The sequence below is a fragment of the Ralstonia sp. SA306 genome (assembly GCF_054792405.1).
In genome coordinates this window covers 883,146-899,935 of record NZ_CP096452.1, presented here as the reverse complement: position 1 = coordinate 899,935, position 16,790 = coordinate 883,146, and the positions used below count along the sequence as shown (strand labels likewise).

Genomic DNA, 16,790 nt, shown 5'->3' with positions numbered 1-16,790 from the left:
TTGCGAGCAAACCGCATGGATGTGCAAACCATTAGAGCGCAGGACGCGCGTCAGGCCTTGACGCAACTCAACGGCCATCGTTGCCTGGGCGGCTGTCGTGCGTGCCCGCCACCGGGGGTTCAATGCCGGCGCCACGCCAGCCGCCGCCCAGCGCAAGGAACAGCGCCACGGTGTCTTGCAGCCGCTGTGCACGCACCTGCAGCGTGCCGAGCACGGCTTGCTGATACTGCAGGTCAGCACTGAGCACCTGCAGATAGCCAGCAACACCAGCACGGTAGTCTGCGTTGATCTCTTCCAGCGCGGCACTTGCCGCCGCCTGCGCGCGCAACTGTGCGTCAAGCTGCACTGCATCGTGTTCAAGCGCACGCAGCACATCGGCCACCTGCTCAAATGAAGCGAGCACCACCTGCCGATAGCCGGCATCGGCAGCCTGCAATGCCTGCCGGGATGCGGAACGGCGGAAATACAGGGTACCGCCTTCAAATAGTGGGGCGACAAGGTTTGCCCCCACGCTCCAGGCGCCGGCTTTCGCACCGAACAGATCGGCGCTACGGCCGCTCATCCGGGCGTAGTCTGCGCTCAGGGTCAGGCTTGGCAGCATCGCCGCCGTTGCAACACCCACCTCTGCGCTGGCTTGGTGCAGGCGCGCCTGTGCGGCCAGAACGTCGGGCCGCTGGCGCACCAGTTCAGAGGGCACCAGCCTGGGCAGGTCCGCCGGCAGTTGCAGCCCGTTGAGCGCAACGTCTACGGCGTCTGCCTCGGAAGGAAATCGGCCGGCCAACACCGCTTGCAGATGCGCAGCCTGGTCACGCTTCTGCTCCAGCGTCGGCAGCGATGCTTCCAACGACGCCAATTGCGCAGCAAGGCTCAACTCGCTGGCATGCGCCATGACGCCGGCTTCGACCTGTGCGTGTGCAATCTCCACTTGCTCGCGCACCACGGCAATCAGGCTGCGCGTGGTGTCGATCTGCGCCTGATAGGCGGCATGCGCGATCACGGCGTTCACCAGATTGCCGGTCAGCGCAAGGTAGGCGGCGGCAACCGCGTACCTTTGCCCTTCCGCTTGCGCCGCCAGTGATTCCACCGCACGCCGATTGCCGCCAAAGATATCGACCGCGTAACTGATGGATGCCCCCAGTGTCCACAGCGTAAAAAGGCTTGGCGCGCCGGTCTGCCCGAGCCTGGCGGGCACCGCTGCCTGACGTGACACATCGGCTGATCCAGCCACCTGCGGGTAGAACACTCCCGCGCCAGCTCGCAACAGGTCTTGCGCGGCGCGCAGGTTGGCTTCTGCCTGCTGCAGGCTCGGGTTGGCCGTAACAGCCGCTTCCATGGCCTGATCAAGCGCGGGACTGCCGAGGGCGCGCCACCAGTCTGCAGCAGGCACTGCTGCCGCCGTGAAGCGTTGCGCAACGCCGTCTGCAGAGGCCGCCTGCGCAGGATCGCCGTCACGAAGATAGCGATCGACGCCAGGTGCCAGCGGTGCGTGGAAATCTGGCCCGACCGCGCAGCCCCAGACCACAACCGCTGCGGCTAGCGCCCCCGCCGCCGCTTTCACGACGCCCCCTGCAGATAGACGTCGACCAGTTGGCCGGGATAGACGGCGAGCTTGTCTGGCTGCTTGAAGCGGAAAAGCAACGGCAGCACGCGCACATCCACGCGTTCGGAGCGCTGGTCGGACAACTGCACCTTGGGCGACACGTACGGCTGCACGCGCACAAATTCCAGCGGCACGCTGACATCGGTGCCGCGCACAAACATGCGTGCCTGTACTGCACCGGGCGGAAGGCGGTGTACCAGGATCTCGTCCACATACACACGCACGGCCAGCTTGTTCTGACCGGTGCTCATCGTGACCAGTGGCACGTTGGCCCGTGTGTAGGCGTCATAGGTGCCCTGCGGCGATACATAGCTGCCCATTGCCGTGTTCACGGACATGACAACACCATCCACCGGTGCCCGTACGGCGTATTTTTCGAGCAATGCCGCCGCCGCTGCCGCGCCCTTCTGCAAGGCGTCGCGCTGTTTTTGCAGCGTGCGGATGTCGTAGCTCCAGGCGCCGGCGCGCGTCAGGTCGTACTGACGCTGGGCAACTGCAAGATTGCCGTGCGCCACCCGTACCGCGTTGGCAGCGTTGTCCATTGCATCGCGACTGACTGCCTTGGGATTGAGCCGGGCGGCCGCTTCAAGCTTGTCCAACTGATCCTGCACGGTGCGCAAGCCGGCATCTGCGGCGCTCACCTGCGCACGGGTGACCTCCAGCGCTTCCTTGCGCGGTTGGGCGAGCAGCGCGTTCAACTGGGCGTCGACGGCATCCGCTTGCGACTGCTGCTGTGCCGTCAGCGCGCGTTGCACGGAATCCTCGATCTGGATCAGCACATCGCCGCGCTTGACTGCCTGCCCTTCCTGCACGGCGATACGGGCGACGGTGCCCGACACTTCGGCATACAGGTTCAGGTTGGCACCACTGGGCTGATCGCTTTCGACAATGCCGTTGGCGTAGATGCCCGTCGCGTACGGATTCGCCGCCGGTTGGAAGACAGGCGGCAGCGGCGGCCTCTGCCGTGCGTAGTAAATGGCCGCCCCCAACCCTGCCAGCGCGCCGATCACAGAGAGCACAAACAACCATCGGATCTTCATCGCATCTCTCCGTGTTCAATGCGGCTCAGCTTGCCATCCTCCATGTCGAGGATGCGGCTGGCCATGTCGAGGATGCGCGCGTCGTGCGTCACGATCACGATGCAGCGGTGCGCATTCAGGATCTCCGTCTTCACGAACTGCATGATGGAGCGGCCGGTGTCGCCATCCAGCGATGCGGTGGGTTCATCCAGGATCAGGATGTCGGGCTGAGTGACGATGGCACGTGCAATGGCCACGCGCTGCTGCTCTCCACCGCTGAGCTTGACCGGCGGCAACTGCGCGCGGTTCTTCAGCCCAACCACATCGAGGTAGTGCATGGCCTGTTCGAGTGCCGTATCCCACGCGACGTGCCGCAGGATCAGCGGGATGGCGACGTTCTCGACCGTGGTGAGGCGCGGGAACAAGTGGTAGTCCTGGAACACGAAGCCAATCTTGCCCAGACGGAAATCGGCCAGTGCGTCGGCACCCAGGCTCCAGATGTCGACCCCATCCACCACCGCGCGGCCGCCGTCGGGGCGCAGAATGCCGGAGATCACGCTCAACAGTGTGGTCTTGCCACTGCCCGAGGGCCCGACGATGAACAGCATCTCGTTGAATTCGGCCTCGAAACTGACCTGCATGAGCGCACGGGTACGCGCCTCGCCCTCGCCAAACCATTTATCGAGTGCCTGCGCGGCAATGGCAACATTGGCCACGATCAACCCCGGAAGATGTCGAAGGGCTCGATGCGCAGGACCTTGCGCACCCCGATGTAGCCCGATATGCCGGCAATCACCACCACCATGGCCAGCGCCAGCATCAGATTGGTGAACGTGATCATGGCCGCATAGTCGGGAATGCGAAGACGCACCAGCGCGATCGACGCGGCACATAGGCCGATGCCCAACCCGTAGCCAACCAACGCCACGAACGTGGCCTGGAAGACGATCATCGTGACCAGCTCGCGCCCCTTGGCCCCGATGGCCTTGAGTGCGCCGAAGCGCTCCAGGTTTTCCAGGATGAAGGTGTAGAAGGTCTGCCCCGATATGGACAACCCCACCACAAAGCTGATCACCGTCATCAGCAGGATGTTGGTGCCAAGCCCGGTCTGGAAGGTATAGAAGCGAGAAATGCGGGTGATGAACTCTTCTTTGGTCACGGCGCGATAACCTAGCCGGTCTACCGCACGTTCGATCGCTGCAATGTCGGCCTCGGTCTTGGGCTCAATCAGGATGTATGACATCGTGTAGCGCGTACCGGGCAGATATTGCACAGCGCGGCGATACGTTGTGTACAGGGTGGGCACGCCAAACAATCCGCTTGTTGCCACCTCGCCAATGCCGACGATCACCCCTCGATGGTCGTTGACTTCGAATTCCGTGCCGATATGTGGGTTTTCGAGCTTCCCGAACTCGGCGTCCTGGATGACGATGAAGGCGTTCTCGCCGTACAGATCCTGGATACGGCCACTGAGCATGCGAGGGCGGCCGAACAGGCTGGTGTCGTCGATGCCGACCACGGTCACGGGCTGATAGGCTCCGCTGTTCAGACGCACAAGTGCGCCGCCTGAATACAGCGGTACGGCAAATTTCACGCCGTGAATGCTGCGTACCGCATCAAGAACGTAATCCGGCATGCCGATGGAATTGGCCACGGTGTTGACAGCCGGATCCATGACCCACATGCGAGCGCCGATGTTGTACACGGCAGACGAAGACCGATTGAGCACGCCCGCAAACAGCGACGTCATCTCGATCATCAGAAACACCGCAAACGTAATGCCGACCAGCAAACCGCTCAACTTGGCCTTGTCATTGACCAGCAGCTTGTAGGCGAGTTTGAGAATGGCTTGCACATGGCCCCCAGGCCATGCATGGCAGACAGGGATACGCCCCGGGCGTGATATCGACCGGCCGATGCATGTGCATCAACGATAGCGATTCGGGCGCGGCGGCCTTTGACGTGTCGCAAGACCGCGCTGGGTCCTGCGGGGATTGCGCTACAGCGTATCGTCGTCGGAGAACAAGCGATGACGTATTGCGTAACGCACAAGGGCAGCTTCGCTAGAGAGCTGCAGCTTGTCCATCAACCGCATCTTGTAGGTGCTGATGGTCTTGGCGCTCACACACAGGCTTGTGGCGATTTCGGTCAAGGGCTCGCCGCGCACCAGCCGGCGATAGACCTCCATTTCACGGTCGGACAGGCGCGTGTGGGCGGCCTCATCACTGGGCTCGCCCAGGCTGTGGGCGAGCTTCTCCGCCATGGGCGGACTGACATAGGTGCCGCCGCTCGCCACTTTCTGCAGCGCACTGACCAGTTCCGTCGCGGCGCTTTCCTTCGTCAGATAACCGGCCGCCCCAGCACGGAAGGCGCGCGCTACATACTGCTCTTCAGCATGCATGGTCAGCACCAGCACGCGCACCCTGGGGTGATCATCGTGCAGCTGGCGGAGCAGCTCCAGCCCGCTGCGCCCCGGCATCGAAAGATCGAGCACGATCACCTGCGGTTGATGGTCGCGCACCAGTTGCACCACCTGCGTACCGTCAGAGGCTTCACATGCGACTTCAAAATCCCCCGCGCGCTCCAGGATATGACGCACGCCATCGCGCATCACGGCATGATCGTCGGCGATCATCACGCGAATCATGTCCGTGCCTCCTCAATGGCTTCGTGAACGGCGGGAAAGCTCACACTCAAGCGAAAGCCGCCCCCAGGCACGTGCGTGATCGTTGCCTGCCCGCCCAGTAACCGGGCCCGTTCGCGGATGCCAAGCAACCCCAGCGGCTTGCGTTCACCCACCGCCGGAGGCGCCCCACTCCAGCCATGCCCATTGTCTTGAATGGACAACTCCAGCACGTCCTCCTGCTGCGAGAACTCGATCTCAACGCGAGTGGCATCGGCGTGGCGCACGACATTGTTGAGCGCCTCCTGCACGATCCGAAAGACCGAGATGGCTGCGCGCTCGTTCATTGCCAGTTCTTGTGCATGCACAGTCACGACCAGGCCAAAGCGTTGGCGAAAATTCTTGGCCATCCACTCGATGGAAGGCACAAGCCCCAGCTCGTCGAGCAACGGCGGCCGAAGATCCGCCGAGATCTGCCGCACGGCAACAATCGTCTCGTCAATCACATGTTGCATCGCCTGGGTCTGGTCGATCAGCGCCTTGTCGCTCCGTGCGGCCTGCAGATCCGCCGCCAGCAGCGAAATGTCCATCTTGAGCGCACTCAGGCGTTGCCCCAGATCGTCGTGCAGTTCACGGGCGATGCGGTGCCGCTCCTCTTCCCGCGTTGCCAGAACGCTGTCCGACAGATGCTGCAGCTCTTCCTGAGAGCGCCGCAGCGCCGCTTCCGCGCGGGCACGCTCCGTGGTATCGCGCAGCATCACCGTGAAAAGCTTGCCTCCGTTCACCTCGATCTGCGAAATCGACGCTTCGATCGGGAACTCTCGCCCATCGGTGTGCAGGGCAAACAGCGGGCGCTGCTTACCCATCTGGCGTTCCGACACGCCCGTCACCCCGAAGCGCCTTACGTGCGCTTCGTGCGCGCCGCGAAACCGCTCGGGAATAAAGTCTGACAGTGGCCGACCGATGGCCTGGCGAGCTGAACAACCGAACAGTGTTTCGGCCATGGGATTGAACAGCACGACGCGCTGGCTGTCATCGACTGAAATGATGGCTTCCATGGACGAGCGGATGATGCCGGCCAACCGGGCTTCGCTCTTTTCAAGGTACGACAGATCGCGGGCGACGGCGGCTCGCAACTTCCGTAGCCGCAGCCAATAGAACACCAGTGCGATCACGGCAGAAATACTTGCCGAGGCTAGCAAAACAAAGGGAGCGTCCCCGGCGTTGAGGGCAAATGCCAGCCGGGCAACCGACGCGGCCAGCAGCAAAATGGCCAGCCCACCCACCACAAGTTCGGCTGAGGTGGATTGCAACTGCAGCCGCCGCCTGTGCGTCGCCTTCGAGGATTGAGCGTCTTTCTCCGCCACCGGACACCATCAAAAGGTCGGGATGCAATCAACATAGCCCATTCCTAAGGCTGGAGATACTAGCCGTGTGAAGGAGACGCCCCCCGGAAAACCCTGCCGCCGCTGTCAGGGAACCCTGACAACGGCATGGCACATCCCGACGACCATCTCAGCACTGCCTGATTTCGTGCAAACCCGGCACCTCCGATACTGAGCGTACGGACACCGGACCCTGGTGGAACGCTGTGACCGGATACCCACCATCTCACCGAGGATGTGTGGTTCAAACACTACAGACGCCTTCCGGAGCCGCCCCATGATTCCGCGCACGATAGAGTCCCCTGCACCCGTCGAAACCCGCCATCCTGCTTCACTTCCTCAGCTCAGGCTCGTGCGCGACGCAACACAGGTCCGCCAGACAACGCCACTGATCCCCAGCAGCCAGTGCGCCAATTGCATGATGCACTGGGCCTGCATCGCGAGCGCTGTACCATCCGCGCAACGCGAACAGCTGGACCAGATGGTGCACACCTGGCGCAAGATCGCCAAGGGCGAAGCACTCTTCCGCGCGGGCGACATCTTCCACGCGCTGTATTCCATCCGGTCGGGATCGTTCAAAACCGTGGTATCGCACCCCAACGGCGCAAATCACGTCACCGGATTCCAACTGTCGGGCGAAACGCTTGGGCTCGACGGCATTGCCGCCGATCGCCACACCTGTGATGCGATTGCCCTGGAAGACAGCACGGTCTGCTCCATGCCTTTCCATTGCGTTGAGGACCTGTGCCAGGACATCCGCCCACTGCAACATCGCCTTCACCAACTGATGGCCGAAGAGATCGTGCGCGAGTCGGGCCTCATGCTGCTGCTCGCCGGGCTAAGCGCGGAAGCGCGTGTTGCCACCTTCCTGCTGAATCTCTCCACGCGCATGCAGGACCGCGGATACTCCGCTTTGAGCTTCACGCTGCGCATGACCCGCGAAGAAATCGGCAGCTACCTTGGCATGCAGCTTGAGACTGTCAGCCGAGCGCTGTCGAGGTTCCAGCGCGAAGGCTGGATCGTGGTGAGCGGCAAGAACATCGAGCTGACCGACAAGGCCGCCCTGATGGAGCTTTGATCGCTCTGCCTGCCCCTCAAAAAAAACATGCCGCCCCGCTTTTTCTGGCGGGGCGGCGTGTTTTCTTTCCTGCATATTTCCAACCTTACGGCGCGATCTGGAGATGATCGATGACTTCCGTCACGCCAGGTGCGGACCATGCCGCCCCCTTGGCCGCGCGCCGCTCCGCTGCGGAACCGATGTGGCCGCTGAGCGTAACCGTCCCGCCCTGAACAGAGACGCGGATGTGGTCGGCCTCGCGCGCGGCATGCCGCTTGAGCGCCGCACCAATCTGCTCGGCAACATTGGCCGGCGCCACACGCGCTTTGATCCGCAGCCGGTTGATCAGCCCAGCGACACCGCGCAACGATCCCACCGCATGCGCCGCCTGTTCGCTCTGATATGGCCAGTCCACCTCACCCGAGAGCGTCACCCAGCCATTTTCGACCAGCACCTCAATGCGGTTGGACGGTAGGCTGACCTGCCATTCCAGCGCGGCACGGGCCGCTTGGGCAACGTCGGCGTCCGTGTGTGCTCCCGGCAGACGGACTTCGATTTTCTGCACGACTCCACGCACACCAGCAACACGCTCGGCCGCATGCTCTGCAGCGAGCTTCTCCATGTAGCTGTGCACGTGGCCGGTCAGTGTCACCACGCCGTTTTCCACTTCCACACCAATCGCCGCGGCATCCACCGCAGGTTCCCAAACCAGTTCGTCGTTGACGTCCTGCTTGATACCCAGATCGCTTTTCATACCTCGCTCCTGCTAGATAGAGTCGCCTGGCTATGCCCAGTGGCGTTCACGCGCCGTTTGGCAAGACAGACAGCGCATGGCTGTCGGCTGGGCTTGCAGGCGTAGAAACGGAATCGCTTCGCCACAATCGACGCAGATGCCGTAGCTGTGCTGCTGCATACGCTCGCGTGCAGCATTCAGTTGCTCAAGCTCCCTTCGGTAACGCACAAGCATGACGTCGTTCGTTTGGTCCCCCGCCTCTTCATCGGCAAGATCCGCGTTCTCGAACGGCGCTTCACGGGGCATCGGCACAACGGATGCGCCCAGCGCCGATAGTTGGCGCTGCACGCGTGCTTCCTGTTCGTCGAGCAAGCTCCTCAGCCGTTTCCATTGCGCCTCGGTAAAGCGGGTCATGCCGAGTCTCCTTCTGTTGATTCAGCGTCGCACCGTGTGTTCGGCTTCACGCTTCCGTTGGCGAGAGCCAGGCCGGACGCTGCCTCGATTGCTCCCACCGGCCGGCCGCCTTCACCTGATCGATAAAGCCCGCCATCTCCTCCTGCGATAACCCGCTGAGCACGTCGCGCTGGAACAGCGCCAGCACCGGCGCGGGAATGGTGGCGGTGATCCGCATGATTTCTTCGACCGCACGGAATGCCCCGCGCGCCGCCATGACGCAAATCACGGACAGGTGCGTGGACCCGGGCAATTGGTCAGCCAGGAAGTCCCGCATGGGCGAAGCCAGGTGGCCCATCCAGATGGGTGCGATCACGATGACGTGTTCGACTTCATCAAGGGACGGACCTTCATAGCGATACTTGGCGCGCGCATGGAATACCGTTTCGATAACACAGCGCGCATCTCCCAAGAAGCCGGCACGCGGATGCTCGTCCGTCACCTCGGCAAGCTGCCATCCGCTTTGCGCAGCCATCTGTTCGGCCACCTGACGTGCCGTGCCGGTGCGCGAGTAGTACACGATCAGCTTCTTTTCCATCTCGTACTCCAGGGATTTCGAAAGCAGTGGAACGGGCAATTGCCTCTAGGAAACAACCCACATCTGATCGACAACGGCACGCACCCCCGGCGCGTCCCATGCGGCTTCGCGAGCCGCACGGCACTCGTTGAGGTTGCGCAGCGGCCCATACAAGGTCACCGTCCCGTCCGCCACGGAAACACTGAGGCGCGAGGCGTCGACCACCGCCAGGCGTTGCAGCGCCCTCGCAATGCGATCACTCAGATCCGCCGGGCCGGAGGCAGGGCGCAATGTCAGCGCATTGGCCACGGACTTCACGCCGTGGACTCTGCGCACCGTGTCTAGCGCCGCACGGCGCTGGAAGTCCTGGTCGACTTCACCGCGCAGCGTCACGGCCCCGTCTTCGACGGTGATCTGTACTGCACCGGACGGCACCGATGCATTCCAATGCAACGCACTGCTGATTGCCTGCGCAATCTCGTCATCCGGGCGTTCCATATCCGGCGGCATCCGCACATCCACGTGGATGACAAGGGCGGTCACACCGGCAACGCGCCGGATCGCCTCTTCCGCGGCATGCTTGTCAGCGAACGTGTCGACGCCGCCGGAGAGCGTGACGACGCCGTCCTTGGCCTGCACTGCAAAGCGACTGGCATCCACCGCCGGGTCCCATTGCAGTTCTTCTTCGACATCGTGCTTAAGCTGGATATCGTTTTTCATGGCGACCTTCTCTGGTTCAATTGAGGTCGAAGCTCAGTGCGACATCAGCACCGGCACGGTCATCGTCTTCAGCAGGGTGCGTGTCACCCCGCCCAGCACGAGTTCGCGCAGGCGGCTGTGCCCGTAGGCTCCCATCACGATCAGATCGGCATTGAAATCGGCCGCTCGCGAGAGCAGCAACTCACCTACGGCGGTGTCGGAATCTGCACAGTCGGTCTCTTCCACCGTTGTGTGAATGCCGCGCGCGTTCAACGCACGCGCCACCTGACCCACCGTGGTTTCTTCGGCCCAGTGCTTCGGCTGCGTGCTCGTGATCTGCAGCACGTGCACATTTGCGCCCGTCATCATTGGCATGGCGTCGTGCAGCGCACGGGCCGATTCGCGACCGCCGCTCCAGGCCACCAGAACGCGCTGCGGCAATGCCGTGAAGTTGCCCGCGTACGGCACAACCAGCACCGGGCGGCCCGACTCCAGGATCAGGGTTTCCACAAAGTCGCCGGCGATAAATTCATCCGGGTCATCGTGGTTCCGTTGTCCGACGACGAGAAGATCGGTCTCCCGCGCTTCGCGCAGCACGAGTGCCACGGGGTCGCCTTCCACGGCACGCCACTCCGTTTCCACCCCAAGGCGCTCTGTCGCCTGGCGAAAGCGCGCTTGTACGGTATCGCGGATGCCGTCGCGCCGGATGCGGTCTTCCTCCAGATAGCGCGCAGCGTTCTCCATCATGTAGAACCAGCTGAGGCTTGGCGCAAAGCTCGCATAGATGCCGACGAGTTTGGCGCCGTGCGCCTGCGCGTACTGGGCCGCAAGGTTGAGGCGGTGCATGGCGCGTTCGCTGCGATCCAGATGCACCATCACACTGGCATAGCTCATGGTCAGATCCCGATGTTGTGTCAGAGGACGAGCTACCCGGCTAGGCAATGACGGCATTGCTTAGCGGTTCGGTCGCCGCGTGCGGTGTTTCCGTGGGCAACGCGCGGACGAGCAGCACCGGCAGCGTGCTCCGGCGTACAACGCTCTCGGCCACGCTGCCCAGAAGCAAACGCTGGAAGCCGCGACGCCCGTGCGTGCCCAGCACCAGGGCTTGCGCACCCACGTTGTGGGCCGCCTGTTCAAGGGCAGTGCCGATATCGAAGGTTCCGATGGGGTCGTCCACCACCACGCTGTGGACGTGCACACCTGCCTTTTCGGCCTTGGCCCGCGCGTCGGCAACGATTTGATTGCCTTGTTTGACCAATGCCTCGGTAAAGGCGCCGACATCGATATAGCCAACGTCGTACATCAGATACGAGTTGTCGATCACGTGGGCGATGACCAGCTCAGAGCCGAGTTTTTGCGCAAGCTGGATTGCCTCGTCCAGCGCGCGATCTCCCGTAGGGCTGCCATCCACCGCCACCAGAATCCTGTCGTACATGATCTGCCTCCGTCGAATCCGTCGTCCGCCCCAAACGGGGTTGCTGGATTCCATGTTGGACCACCAAGCGGATCACCCCTTGATTTACATCAGCGTTTGGCTCACCGGATGCGCCGGCCATGCCACTTGATCTGCCTCAAGAGCTTGCGTCCAACGCTCGATAGACTCGTTCGCTATCGACTGCCTCCTGCTGCAGTCACGGAAAGCTCACGGCACCTTGTGCGGGATCAACCTCCGACACCTTCCCGTTCTTATAGTGAAAACGTACGCGCATCGGAGTTCAGCATGAGGGTCGACGAGATTTGTTCCCACCGCATCGTCCACGTTCAGGCAACGGCAACGCTGCAACAAGCTGCCCGGTTGATGCGGGACGAAAGCGCCCGGGCGTTGCTTGTCACGGAACACACCGCTGGCGGTTCGCGGGTGGTGGGCATCGTGACAGACCGCGACATGGTGGTGCACGGCATTGCCAGCCGCAGTGATTGCACCCAGACCGCCGTCTCGGAAGTCATGACGCGCGGTCTTCTGACCATCCACAATGACGCCGTGATCAGTGAAGCCTTGCGCTCGATGCTGAGCCACGGCCTGCACCGTCTGGCCGTGGTCGATCGCCAGCAACGGCTGGTCGGCATGCTCAGCCTGGACGACACCATCCGCGCGATGGGCGGCGAATGGACCTTGCTGGCCGGCATTCTCGGTCGCGAGAACGCGACCGGCTCCCGCCAGCATGCGCCGTCCGATTTGATTCTCTGAGTCTTCCCCTCTGGTGACGGGTCTGATCCGCATGTGCATTAGCCAAAATTGACTAGGCGACAAACCAGAACACCGCCCAGCAGGACAAAAGCATGGTCAGCAGACCTGCGGTGACCCTGCTGGCAAAGGCACGCCCACCGCTGATGGCCACGACAACCTTCGAGAACGTGTTGGCCGTCAGCGCGAGCATCACCAGCGTGCCTGCCGTAGATATCTGCAGCGTATGACCAGCAACCTGCGTTGCAATGGATGCAGTCGCGGCATGCACATCGGCAAATGAGCCAAACACGGTGACAGCCACCACCGCTGCTGTCCCGAACCATGTGCGAGCGGCGGCGGCGGCAAGCAGCAAGGCCGCCGTCCACAACGCAAAACCGATCGCGACCCTCCAATTGATGGATGACGCTGAACTCTCCGGCGCCTCCTGAAGCGGCTCGCTGCCGCGCCATATCCATAGAGCAGACCATGCCACGGTCGCTATCATGCCCACCGCCAGCGGCGCCGCCAGCACGCGCAGCAAGTCGATGCTGATGGCGGCAATCAGCAGCAGCATCTGCACCATCGTGGCGACGTTGGACAGCAGCGCTGCGGCAACCGCACCGTCAATGGGTCGATGGTCCTTCCGGACCCGCGACGCCATCGCCGTGATCGTTGCCACACTCGATGCAAACCCACTGAACAGGCCGGCCAGCGGCAAACCGATGCGCTCTCCAAACCATCGCGCCGCAAAATGGCCTGTGTTACCGGTCAGCATGACAAGCAGCACAACCAGCCACAGCGTATGCGGGTTCCAGGCGTTCAGCGGCCCTATGTTCCGGTCGGGAACCGCGGGCCAGATCAGCAATGCCGCGACGGCGAGGATCAGCAGATCGGCGAGTTCACGCTGGGTGATGACCGTGCGGGCAAACCGATGCAAACCCGCTTTGGCATAGAGCAGGACCAGAAGTACCGTACCTAGGCCAGCCGTCATTTCGGGCTCGCTCACGGCATAGGCGCCTAACAGCGTGGTCGCCACCAGTGCGAGTTCCGTCGTCACGCCAGGATCAACATTGGCCGAATGGTGATAACCCACCGCCGCCAACACCGCGACCGTCAGCAACACAATCGGCAAGGCAAACGGCACCGGCAGGCTTGCCGCAATGGCGCCTGCCAGCGACCCAATCGCAAAGGTTCGCATGCCTGCCGGCAGCTCTGCGCTGCCGGTGTGACTACGCTCGCGCTCAAGGCCGATCGCCAGGCCCACGCCCAAGGCAACCGAGAAGGACAGTAGTGAAGTCATTCAGTGGAGCCGGATGGCCGTTGCATTGCACCCATTCAGTATTGCGCGTGGCAACGCTTTCCGATTGATCTGGCGCAGTCGATGGTCGACTGCCGGGGCGGAGTTCCGCAGGGCTGATCCATACTGACCAGACATGCCAGACGGAGACAGCGATGTCTGAATCGATGCAGGCCATGGTGATGGAAGGCGCCGGAAAGCCATTGATTTGGCGTGAAGTGCCCAGGCCCACACCTGGACCGGGCGAGGTGCGGATCGCCGTGTCGGTGTGTGGTGTGTGTCGTACCGACCTCCATATCGTGGACGGCGAACTGACCGCCCCGAAACCATCCCTCATTCCCGGTCACGAAATCGTAGGCATCGTCGAGTCGTGCGGCGAGGGCGTGACGACGCCCGCCCGAGGCGAGCGCGTGGGCGTGCCGTGGCTCGGCTGGACATGCGGCGTCTGCCCGTACTGCCTGCACGGGCGCGAAAACCTGTGCGACCACCCTGCCTTCACCGGATACACGCGCGATGGCGGGTATGCGCAATACGTCGTCTGCGACGCGCGATACTGCCTGCCGATTCCGGCGCGGTACGACGATGCCCACGCGGCGCCCCTGCTCTGTGCCGGCCTGATCGGCTACCGCACGCTGCGCATGGCTGGCGATGCGCGCCGGATCGGCATCTACGGCTTTGGTGCTGCGGCCCACCTCATCACGCAGATTGCCGTGGCAGAGCAGCGCGAAGTCTTTGCCTTCACCCGGGCTGGCGACACTGCGGCTCAGCAACTTGCGCTGGACACCGGTGCCAAGTGGGCCGGTGCCAGCGACGGCCCTGCACCGGAGCCGCTCGACGCCGCGTTGATCTTCGCGCCCATCGGCGCGCTCGTGCCGCAGGCGCTGCAGGCCGTGGTCAAGGGCGGCTCGGTGGTCTGCGGTGGCATTCACATGAGCGACATCCCCGCGTTTCCGTACCGGTTGCTATGGGAAGAACGCAAGCTGGTCTCGGTGGCAAACCTGACGCGGGCGGATGGGCTCGCGCTCATGCGCATCGCAGCGGAAGTCCCCTTGCGGGTTCACGTCACGCCCTATCGGCTGCAAGACGCCAACACCGCCTTGGAAGACCTCCGCGCCGGGCGGGTGGCCGGCGCAGCCGTCCTGCAGGTGTCTTCGGAAAACATTTGACACGTATCAACAGCCCAGGCGCCACGCTGTCTACGCTGAATTACACGCGGTGCCCTACTGCGCAACGCCTTGGAGACCACCATGTATCAGCGAATCCTGCTCGCCATCGACGGCAGCCACGCGTCCTATCTCGCGCTGCACCAGGCTATTGTGGTCAGCAAGGCGACGGGCGCGGAAGTCGAGGCCCTATTCGTTGCCGATAGCAGCGACATCACCTTCGACATGGTTGGAGTTGACTCGATTGCCTACGCCAACCAGGTGGTCGGCTACGGCCGTGACACGCTTGCCGAGGTATCGAAGAAGCTGGACGCGGCTGGCGTCAAGCATTCGACCAAATTGCTCGAAAACTCCATTGCGCCGGGGCAAATTTCCGCAACGATTGTCGGGGAAGCCAACGAGACCGGAGCCGACCTGATCGTGCTCGGCACGCATGGCCGGCGTGGACTCAAGCATCTGGTGCTCGGCAGCGTGGCCGAGGGCGTGGTGCGCAAGACCAACAAGCCGGTACTGATGGTGCGTAGCGAGGTCGACGAGTAAGAGGCAGCGAGCAGCGCGGCCTACCGATCCTCTCCTGCGAGAGGGGCACACCCTGACGCCGCCCGCCTGGAAACCCCGGACGGGCGGCGAAGTCTTTCTGGAAACCGGGCCTGTCGCGCGGCAGCTAGTGCATTCAAGCGCACTCAATTCTCTGCCCCCCTCCCCGTCCGGACCGGCCCTCCGCCCGCCGGACCAAGCCGCGACAGTGCAAAACGCAGCCGCGCCGGAACGCGAGCCAATGGTGATGCGTTTTGACGACAGTGTTGCCGCGCTGAACGTGCACGTCTGGGTCACGACCGAGCACTTCTGCGACATGCCGGTGGCGCTGTCCCTGCCAGTCCGCACCACCCTCGCAGATGCCCAGTGCGCTGCGCTCATGCGGGTTCGCGAGCTGAATATCGTGCAAGCCGCCGCCCAAAGAAACGAGGGCGGACGCATCTGTCAAGGCCGCAAAACCGCCCGGACCATGGCTGGATGAGGGTTGGGATTTTCTTGTGCATTCGCAAACGCATTGCATAGACTCACCTTTCAAGGCATCCCTATAGGCAATGCATCATGTGTCGCTGGCTGGCGTATTCAGGCAACCCCATTCAGATGGAGACAGTGCTGTTCCGGCCGCGGCACTCGTTGATCGACCAGAGTCTGCGCTCCCGCCTCGGCGGCGAGACGACCACCAACGGCGACGGTTTCGGCATCGGGTGGTACGGCCGCTACTCAGAAGTGCCCTTCCGATATCGTTGCCTGCACCCCGCGTGGAACGACACCAACCTGCGTGAAGCCGCTCGCGCCATCCGGTCTTCGATGTTCATTGCCCACGTGCGCGCGGCAACGGACACGCCCGCCCAAGAGACGAACTGCCATCCGTTCCGCTACGGCCGGTGGCTTTTTGCGCACAACGGGCTGATCCGCGAATATCCGTTGCTCCGCCGCGCGCTGATGATGGAAGTGGCGCCCGAGCTGTTTCGCTGGATCGAGGGTTCGACCGATTCCGAGATCATGTTTTTCCTGGCGCTCTCGTTCGGGCTGGACCGCGACCCACGCGGCGCCCTGGAACAGATGGTCGGGTTGATCGAAGACATCGGCCGCCGCCACGGCGTCGAATACCCATTGAACATGACGGTCTGTGCAACGGACGGCGTTCAGATTGTGGCCGCGCGCTATTCCAGCGAGGGCGAATCACGCTCCCTCTTTCACAGCACATCTTTCAAGCACCTGCACCAGCTCTATCCTGACAGCGCCGCAATTGAAGACGCAGGCGACGGGGCATTTCTTGTGCTGTCAGAGCCGCTTGTCGACCTGCCCGGCGCTTGGGCGGAGATCCCCGAAGAGACTGTCGTCATCGTCAAGGGCGGTGTGGTCGAACACCACCGTTTTGTGCCGCGCAAGCCCGGTCCCACGGGTTTTGACCTGCCCGCCAACCAAGCCACTTACGGACGCGAGGCAGGCTGATCGCGCTCCCGCCGGGGTGATACCAGCATCACCCCGTCCTTTTTTCCCCTCCGCTGAAACCTCCTGACAAAACGCTGTCAGGAGCCCT

Annotated in this window: 19 protein-coding genes; 6 read left to right on the top strand and 13 right to left on the bottom strand. The window is 63.0% G+C overall.

The window, feature by feature from the left end:
- Window positions 1–67 precede the first annotated feature (67 nt).
- The 6 genes from M1D44_RS20640 to M1D44_RS20615 all read right to left on the bottom strand — a co-directional run bounded on the left by M1D44_RS20640 (window position 68) and on the right by M1D44_RS20615 (window position 6,609).
- Window positions 68–1,558, bottom strand: coding sequence for an efflux transporter outer membrane subunit (locus M1D44_RS20640; RefSeq protein ID WP_316852302.1), 1,491 nt, complete (start codon window positions 1,556–1,558; stop codon window positions 68–70).
- The gene (locus M1D44_RS20635) at window positions 1,555–2,640 is read right to left on the bottom strand and encodes an HlyD family secretion protein (protein WP_024978935.1); all 1,086 of its coding nucleotides are present in this window, start codon (window positions 2,638–2,640) and stop codon (window positions 1,555–1,557) included. The genes M1D44_RS20640 and M1D44_RS20635 overlap by 4 nt, the downstream gene beginning before the upstream one ends.
- Window positions 2,637–3,335, bottom strand: coding sequence for an ABC transporter ATP-binding protein (locus tag M1D44_RS20630; protein WP_428984237.1), 699 nt, complete (start codon window positions 3,333–3,335; stop codon window positions 2,637–2,639). Before M1D44_RS20630 ends, M1D44_RS20635 begins: the two co-directional genes overlap by 4 nt.
- A gap of 2 nt (window positions 3,336–3,337) precedes the next feature.
- Window positions 3,338–4,474, bottom strand: coding sequence for an ABC transporter permease (locus M1D44_RS20625; protein ID WP_316683034.1), 1,137 nt, complete (start codon window positions 4,472–4,474; stop codon window positions 3,338–3,340).
- A gap of 144 nt (window positions 4,475–4,618) precedes the next feature.
- Window positions 4,619–5,266, bottom strand: coding sequence for a response regulator (locus tag M1D44_RS20620; RefSeq protein ID WP_024978938.1), 648 nt, complete (start codon window positions 5,264–5,266; stop codon window positions 4,619–4,621).
- Entirely contained in the window at window positions 5,263–6,609 is a 1,347-nt protein-coding gene (locus tag M1D44_RS20615) for a PAS domain-containing sensor histidine kinase (RefSeq protein WP_024978939.1), read from the bottom strand. Before M1D44_RS20615 ends, M1D44_RS20620 begins: the two co-directional genes overlap by 4 nt.
- A gap of 295 nt (window positions 6,610–6,904) precedes the next feature.
- Here M1D44_RS20615 and M1D44_RS20610 point away from each other — a divergent pair, with 295 nt between their 5' ends.
- Window positions 6,905–7,705 carry a helix-turn-helix domain-containing protein gene (locus M1D44_RS20610; RefSeq protein ID WP_024978940.1) on the top strand — a complete coding sequence of 267 codons (801 nt, stop codon included), beginning with the start codon at window positions 6,905–6,907 and terminating at the stop codon, window positions 7,703–7,705.
- An 85-nt stretch (window positions 7,706–7,790) separates the two neighbouring features.
- Here M1D44_RS20610 and M1D44_RS20605 read toward each other — a convergent pair whose 3' ends face one another.
- From M1D44_RS20605 to M1D44_RS20580, 6 genes are read right to left on the bottom strand one after another with little or no spacing between them, the layout of a single operon-like run.
- Window positions 7,791–8,438, bottom strand: a complete 648-nt coding sequence (locus M1D44_RS20605; protein WP_024978941.1) for a BON domain-containing protein — start codon at window positions 8,436–8,438, stop codon at window positions 7,791–7,793.
- A gap of 30 nt (window positions 8,439–8,468) precedes the next feature.
- Window positions 8,469–8,831, bottom strand: a complete 363-nt coding sequence (locus tag M1D44_RS20600; protein ID WP_112187788.1) for a TraR/DksA family transcriptional regulator — start codon at window positions 8,829–8,831, stop codon at window positions 8,469–8,471.
- A gap of 46 nt (window positions 8,832–8,877) precedes the next feature.
- Window positions 8,878–9,408 carry a flavodoxin family protein gene (locus tag M1D44_RS20595; protein WP_024978943.1) on the bottom strand — a complete coding sequence of 177 codons (531 nt, stop codon included), beginning with the start codon at window positions 9,406–9,408 and terminating at the stop codon, window positions 8,878–8,880.
- A 45-nt stretch (window positions 9,409–9,453) separates the two neighbouring features.
- The gene (locus M1D44_RS20590; RefSeq protein ID WP_024978944.1) at window positions 9,454–10,107 is read right to left on the bottom strand and encodes a BON domain-containing protein; all 654 of its coding nucleotides are present in this window, start codon (window positions 10,105–10,107) and stop codon (window positions 9,454–9,456) included.
- Window positions 10,108–10,140: 33 nt separating this feature from the next.
- On the bottom strand, window positions 10,141–10,980 hold the full coding sequence (locus M1D44_RS20585; RefSeq protein WP_024978945.1) for a universal stress protein: 840 nt from the start codon (window positions 10,978–10,980) through the stop codon (window positions 10,141–10,143).
- A 40-nt stretch (window positions 10,981–11,020) separates the two neighbouring features.
- Complete coding sequence (locus M1D44_RS20580) at window positions 11,021–11,521, bottom strand: universal stress protein (RefSeq protein WP_024978946.1); 501 nt, start codon at window positions 11,519–11,521, stop codon at window positions 11,021–11,023.
- Window positions 11,522–11,806: 285 nt separating this feature from the next.
- Between M1D44_RS20580 and M1D44_RS20575 the strand changes: the two genes are divergently transcribed.
- The gene (locus tag M1D44_RS20575; RefSeq protein ID WP_024978947.1) at window positions 11,807–12,274 is read left to right on the top strand and encodes a CBS domain-containing protein; all 468 of its coding nucleotides are present in this window, start codon (window positions 11,807–11,809) and stop codon (window positions 12,272–12,274) included.
- 52 nt (window positions 12,275–12,326) lie between these two features.
- On the opposite strand, the gene M1D44_RS20570 is transcribed toward M1D44_RS20575, so the two are convergent.
- Window positions 12,327–13,553 (bottom strand): MgtC/SapB family protein, encoded by a 1,227-nt coding sequence (locus tag M1D44_RS20570; RefSeq protein WP_024978948.1) that lies wholly within the window; start codon window positions 13,551–13,553, stop codon window positions 12,327–12,329.
- A 152-nt stretch (window positions 13,554–13,705) separates the two neighbouring features.
- Here M1D44_RS20570 and M1D44_RS20565 point away from each other — a divergent pair, with 152 nt between their 5' ends.
- The 4 genes from M1D44_RS20565 to M1D44_RS20550 all read left to right on the top strand — a co-directional run bounded on the left by M1D44_RS20565 (window position 13,706) and on the right by M1D44_RS20550 (window position 16,702).
- A complete protein-coding gene (locus tag M1D44_RS20565; protein WP_316852301.1) occupies window positions 13,706–14,716 on the top strand; it encodes a zinc-dependent alcohol dehydrogenase family protein in 1,011 nt (336 codons plus the stop codon).
- 81 nt (window positions 14,717–14,797) lie between these two features.
- Complete coding sequence (locus tag M1D44_RS20560; RefSeq protein ID WP_024978950.1) at window positions 14,798–15,253, top strand: universal stress protein; 456 nt, start codon at window positions 14,798–14,800, stop codon at window positions 15,251–15,253.
- 244 nt (window positions 15,254–15,497) lie between these two features.
- Window positions 15,498–15,731: a hypothetical protein gene (locus tag M1D44_RS20555; RefSeq protein ID WP_316852300.1), complete on the top strand. Its 234-nt coding sequence runs from the start codon at window positions 15,498–15,500 to the stop codon at window positions 15,729–15,731.
- Between the two features lie 77 nt (window positions 15,732–15,808).
- The gene (locus M1D44_RS20550) at window positions 15,809–16,702 is read left to right on the top strand and encodes a class II glutamine amidotransferase (RefSeq protein WP_024978952.1); all 894 of its coding nucleotides are present in this window, start codon (window positions 15,809–15,811) and stop codon (window positions 16,700–16,702) included.
- The last annotated feature ends 88 nt before the right edge of the window (window positions 16,703–16,790 follow it).

Excerpts from the sequence above, each read along its gene's own strand:
- M1D44_RS20635 (WP_024978935.1), bottom strand. The coding sequence starts at position 2,640 with ATGAAGATCCGATGGTTGTTTGTGCTCTCTGTGATCGGCGCGCTGGCA.
- M1D44_RS20620 (WP_024978938.1), bottom strand. The coding sequence starts at position 5,266 with ATGATTCGCGTGATGATCGCCGACGATCATGCCGTGATGCGCGATGGC.
- M1D44_RS20610 (WP_024978940.1), top strand. The coding sequence starts at position 6,905 with ATGATTCCGCGCACGATAGAGTCCCCTGCACCCGTCGAAACCCGCCAT.
- M1D44_RS20605 (WP_024978941.1), bottom strand. The coding sequence starts at position 8,438 with ATGAAAAGCGATCTGGGTATCAAGCAGGACGTCAACGACGAACTGGTT.
- M1D44_RS20600 (WP_112187788.1), bottom strand. The coding sequence starts at position 8,831 with ATGACCCGCTTTACCGAGGCGCAATGGAAACGGCTGAGGAGCTTGCTC.
- M1D44_RS20595 (WP_024978943.1), bottom strand. The coding sequence starts at position 9,408 with ATGGAAAAGAAGCTGATCGTGTACTACTCGCGCACCGGCACGGCACGT.
- M1D44_RS20590 (WP_024978944.1), bottom strand. The coding sequence starts at position 10,107 with ATGAAAAACGATATCCAGCTTAAGCACGATGTCGAAGAAGAACTGCAA.
- M1D44_RS20585 (WP_024978945.1), bottom strand. The coding sequence starts at position 10,980 with ATGAGCTATGCCAGTGTGATGGTGCATCTGGATCGCAGCGAACGCGCC.
- M1D44_RS20580 (WP_024978946.1), bottom strand. The coding sequence starts at position 11,521 with ATGTACGACAGGATTCTGGTGGCGGTGGATGGCAGCCCTACGGGAGAT.
- M1D44_RS20575 (WP_024978947.1), top strand. The coding sequence starts at position 11,807 with ATGAGGGTCGACGAGATTTGTTCCCACCGCATCGTCCACGTTCAGGCA.
- M1D44_RS20570 (WP_024978948.1), bottom strand. The coding sequence starts at position 13,553 with ATGACTTCACTACTGTCCTTCTCGGTTGCCTTGGGCGTGGGCCTGGCG.
- M1D44_RS20565 (WP_316852301.1), top strand. The coding sequence starts at position 13,706 with ATGTCTGAATCGATGCAGGCCATGGTGATGGAAGGCGCCGGAAAGCCA.
- M1D44_RS20560 (WP_024978950.1), top strand. The coding sequence starts at position 14,798 with ATGTATCAGCGAATCCTGCTCGCCATCGACGGCAGCCACGCGTCCTAT.
- M1D44_RS20555 (WP_316852300.1), top strand. The coding sequence starts at position 15,498 with ATGCGTTTTGACGACAGTGTTGCCGCGCTGAACGTGCACGTCTGGGTC.
- M1D44_RS20550 (WP_024978952.1), top strand. The coding sequence starts at position 15,809 with ATGTGTCGCTGGCTGGCGTATTCAGGCAACCCCATTCAGATGGAGACA.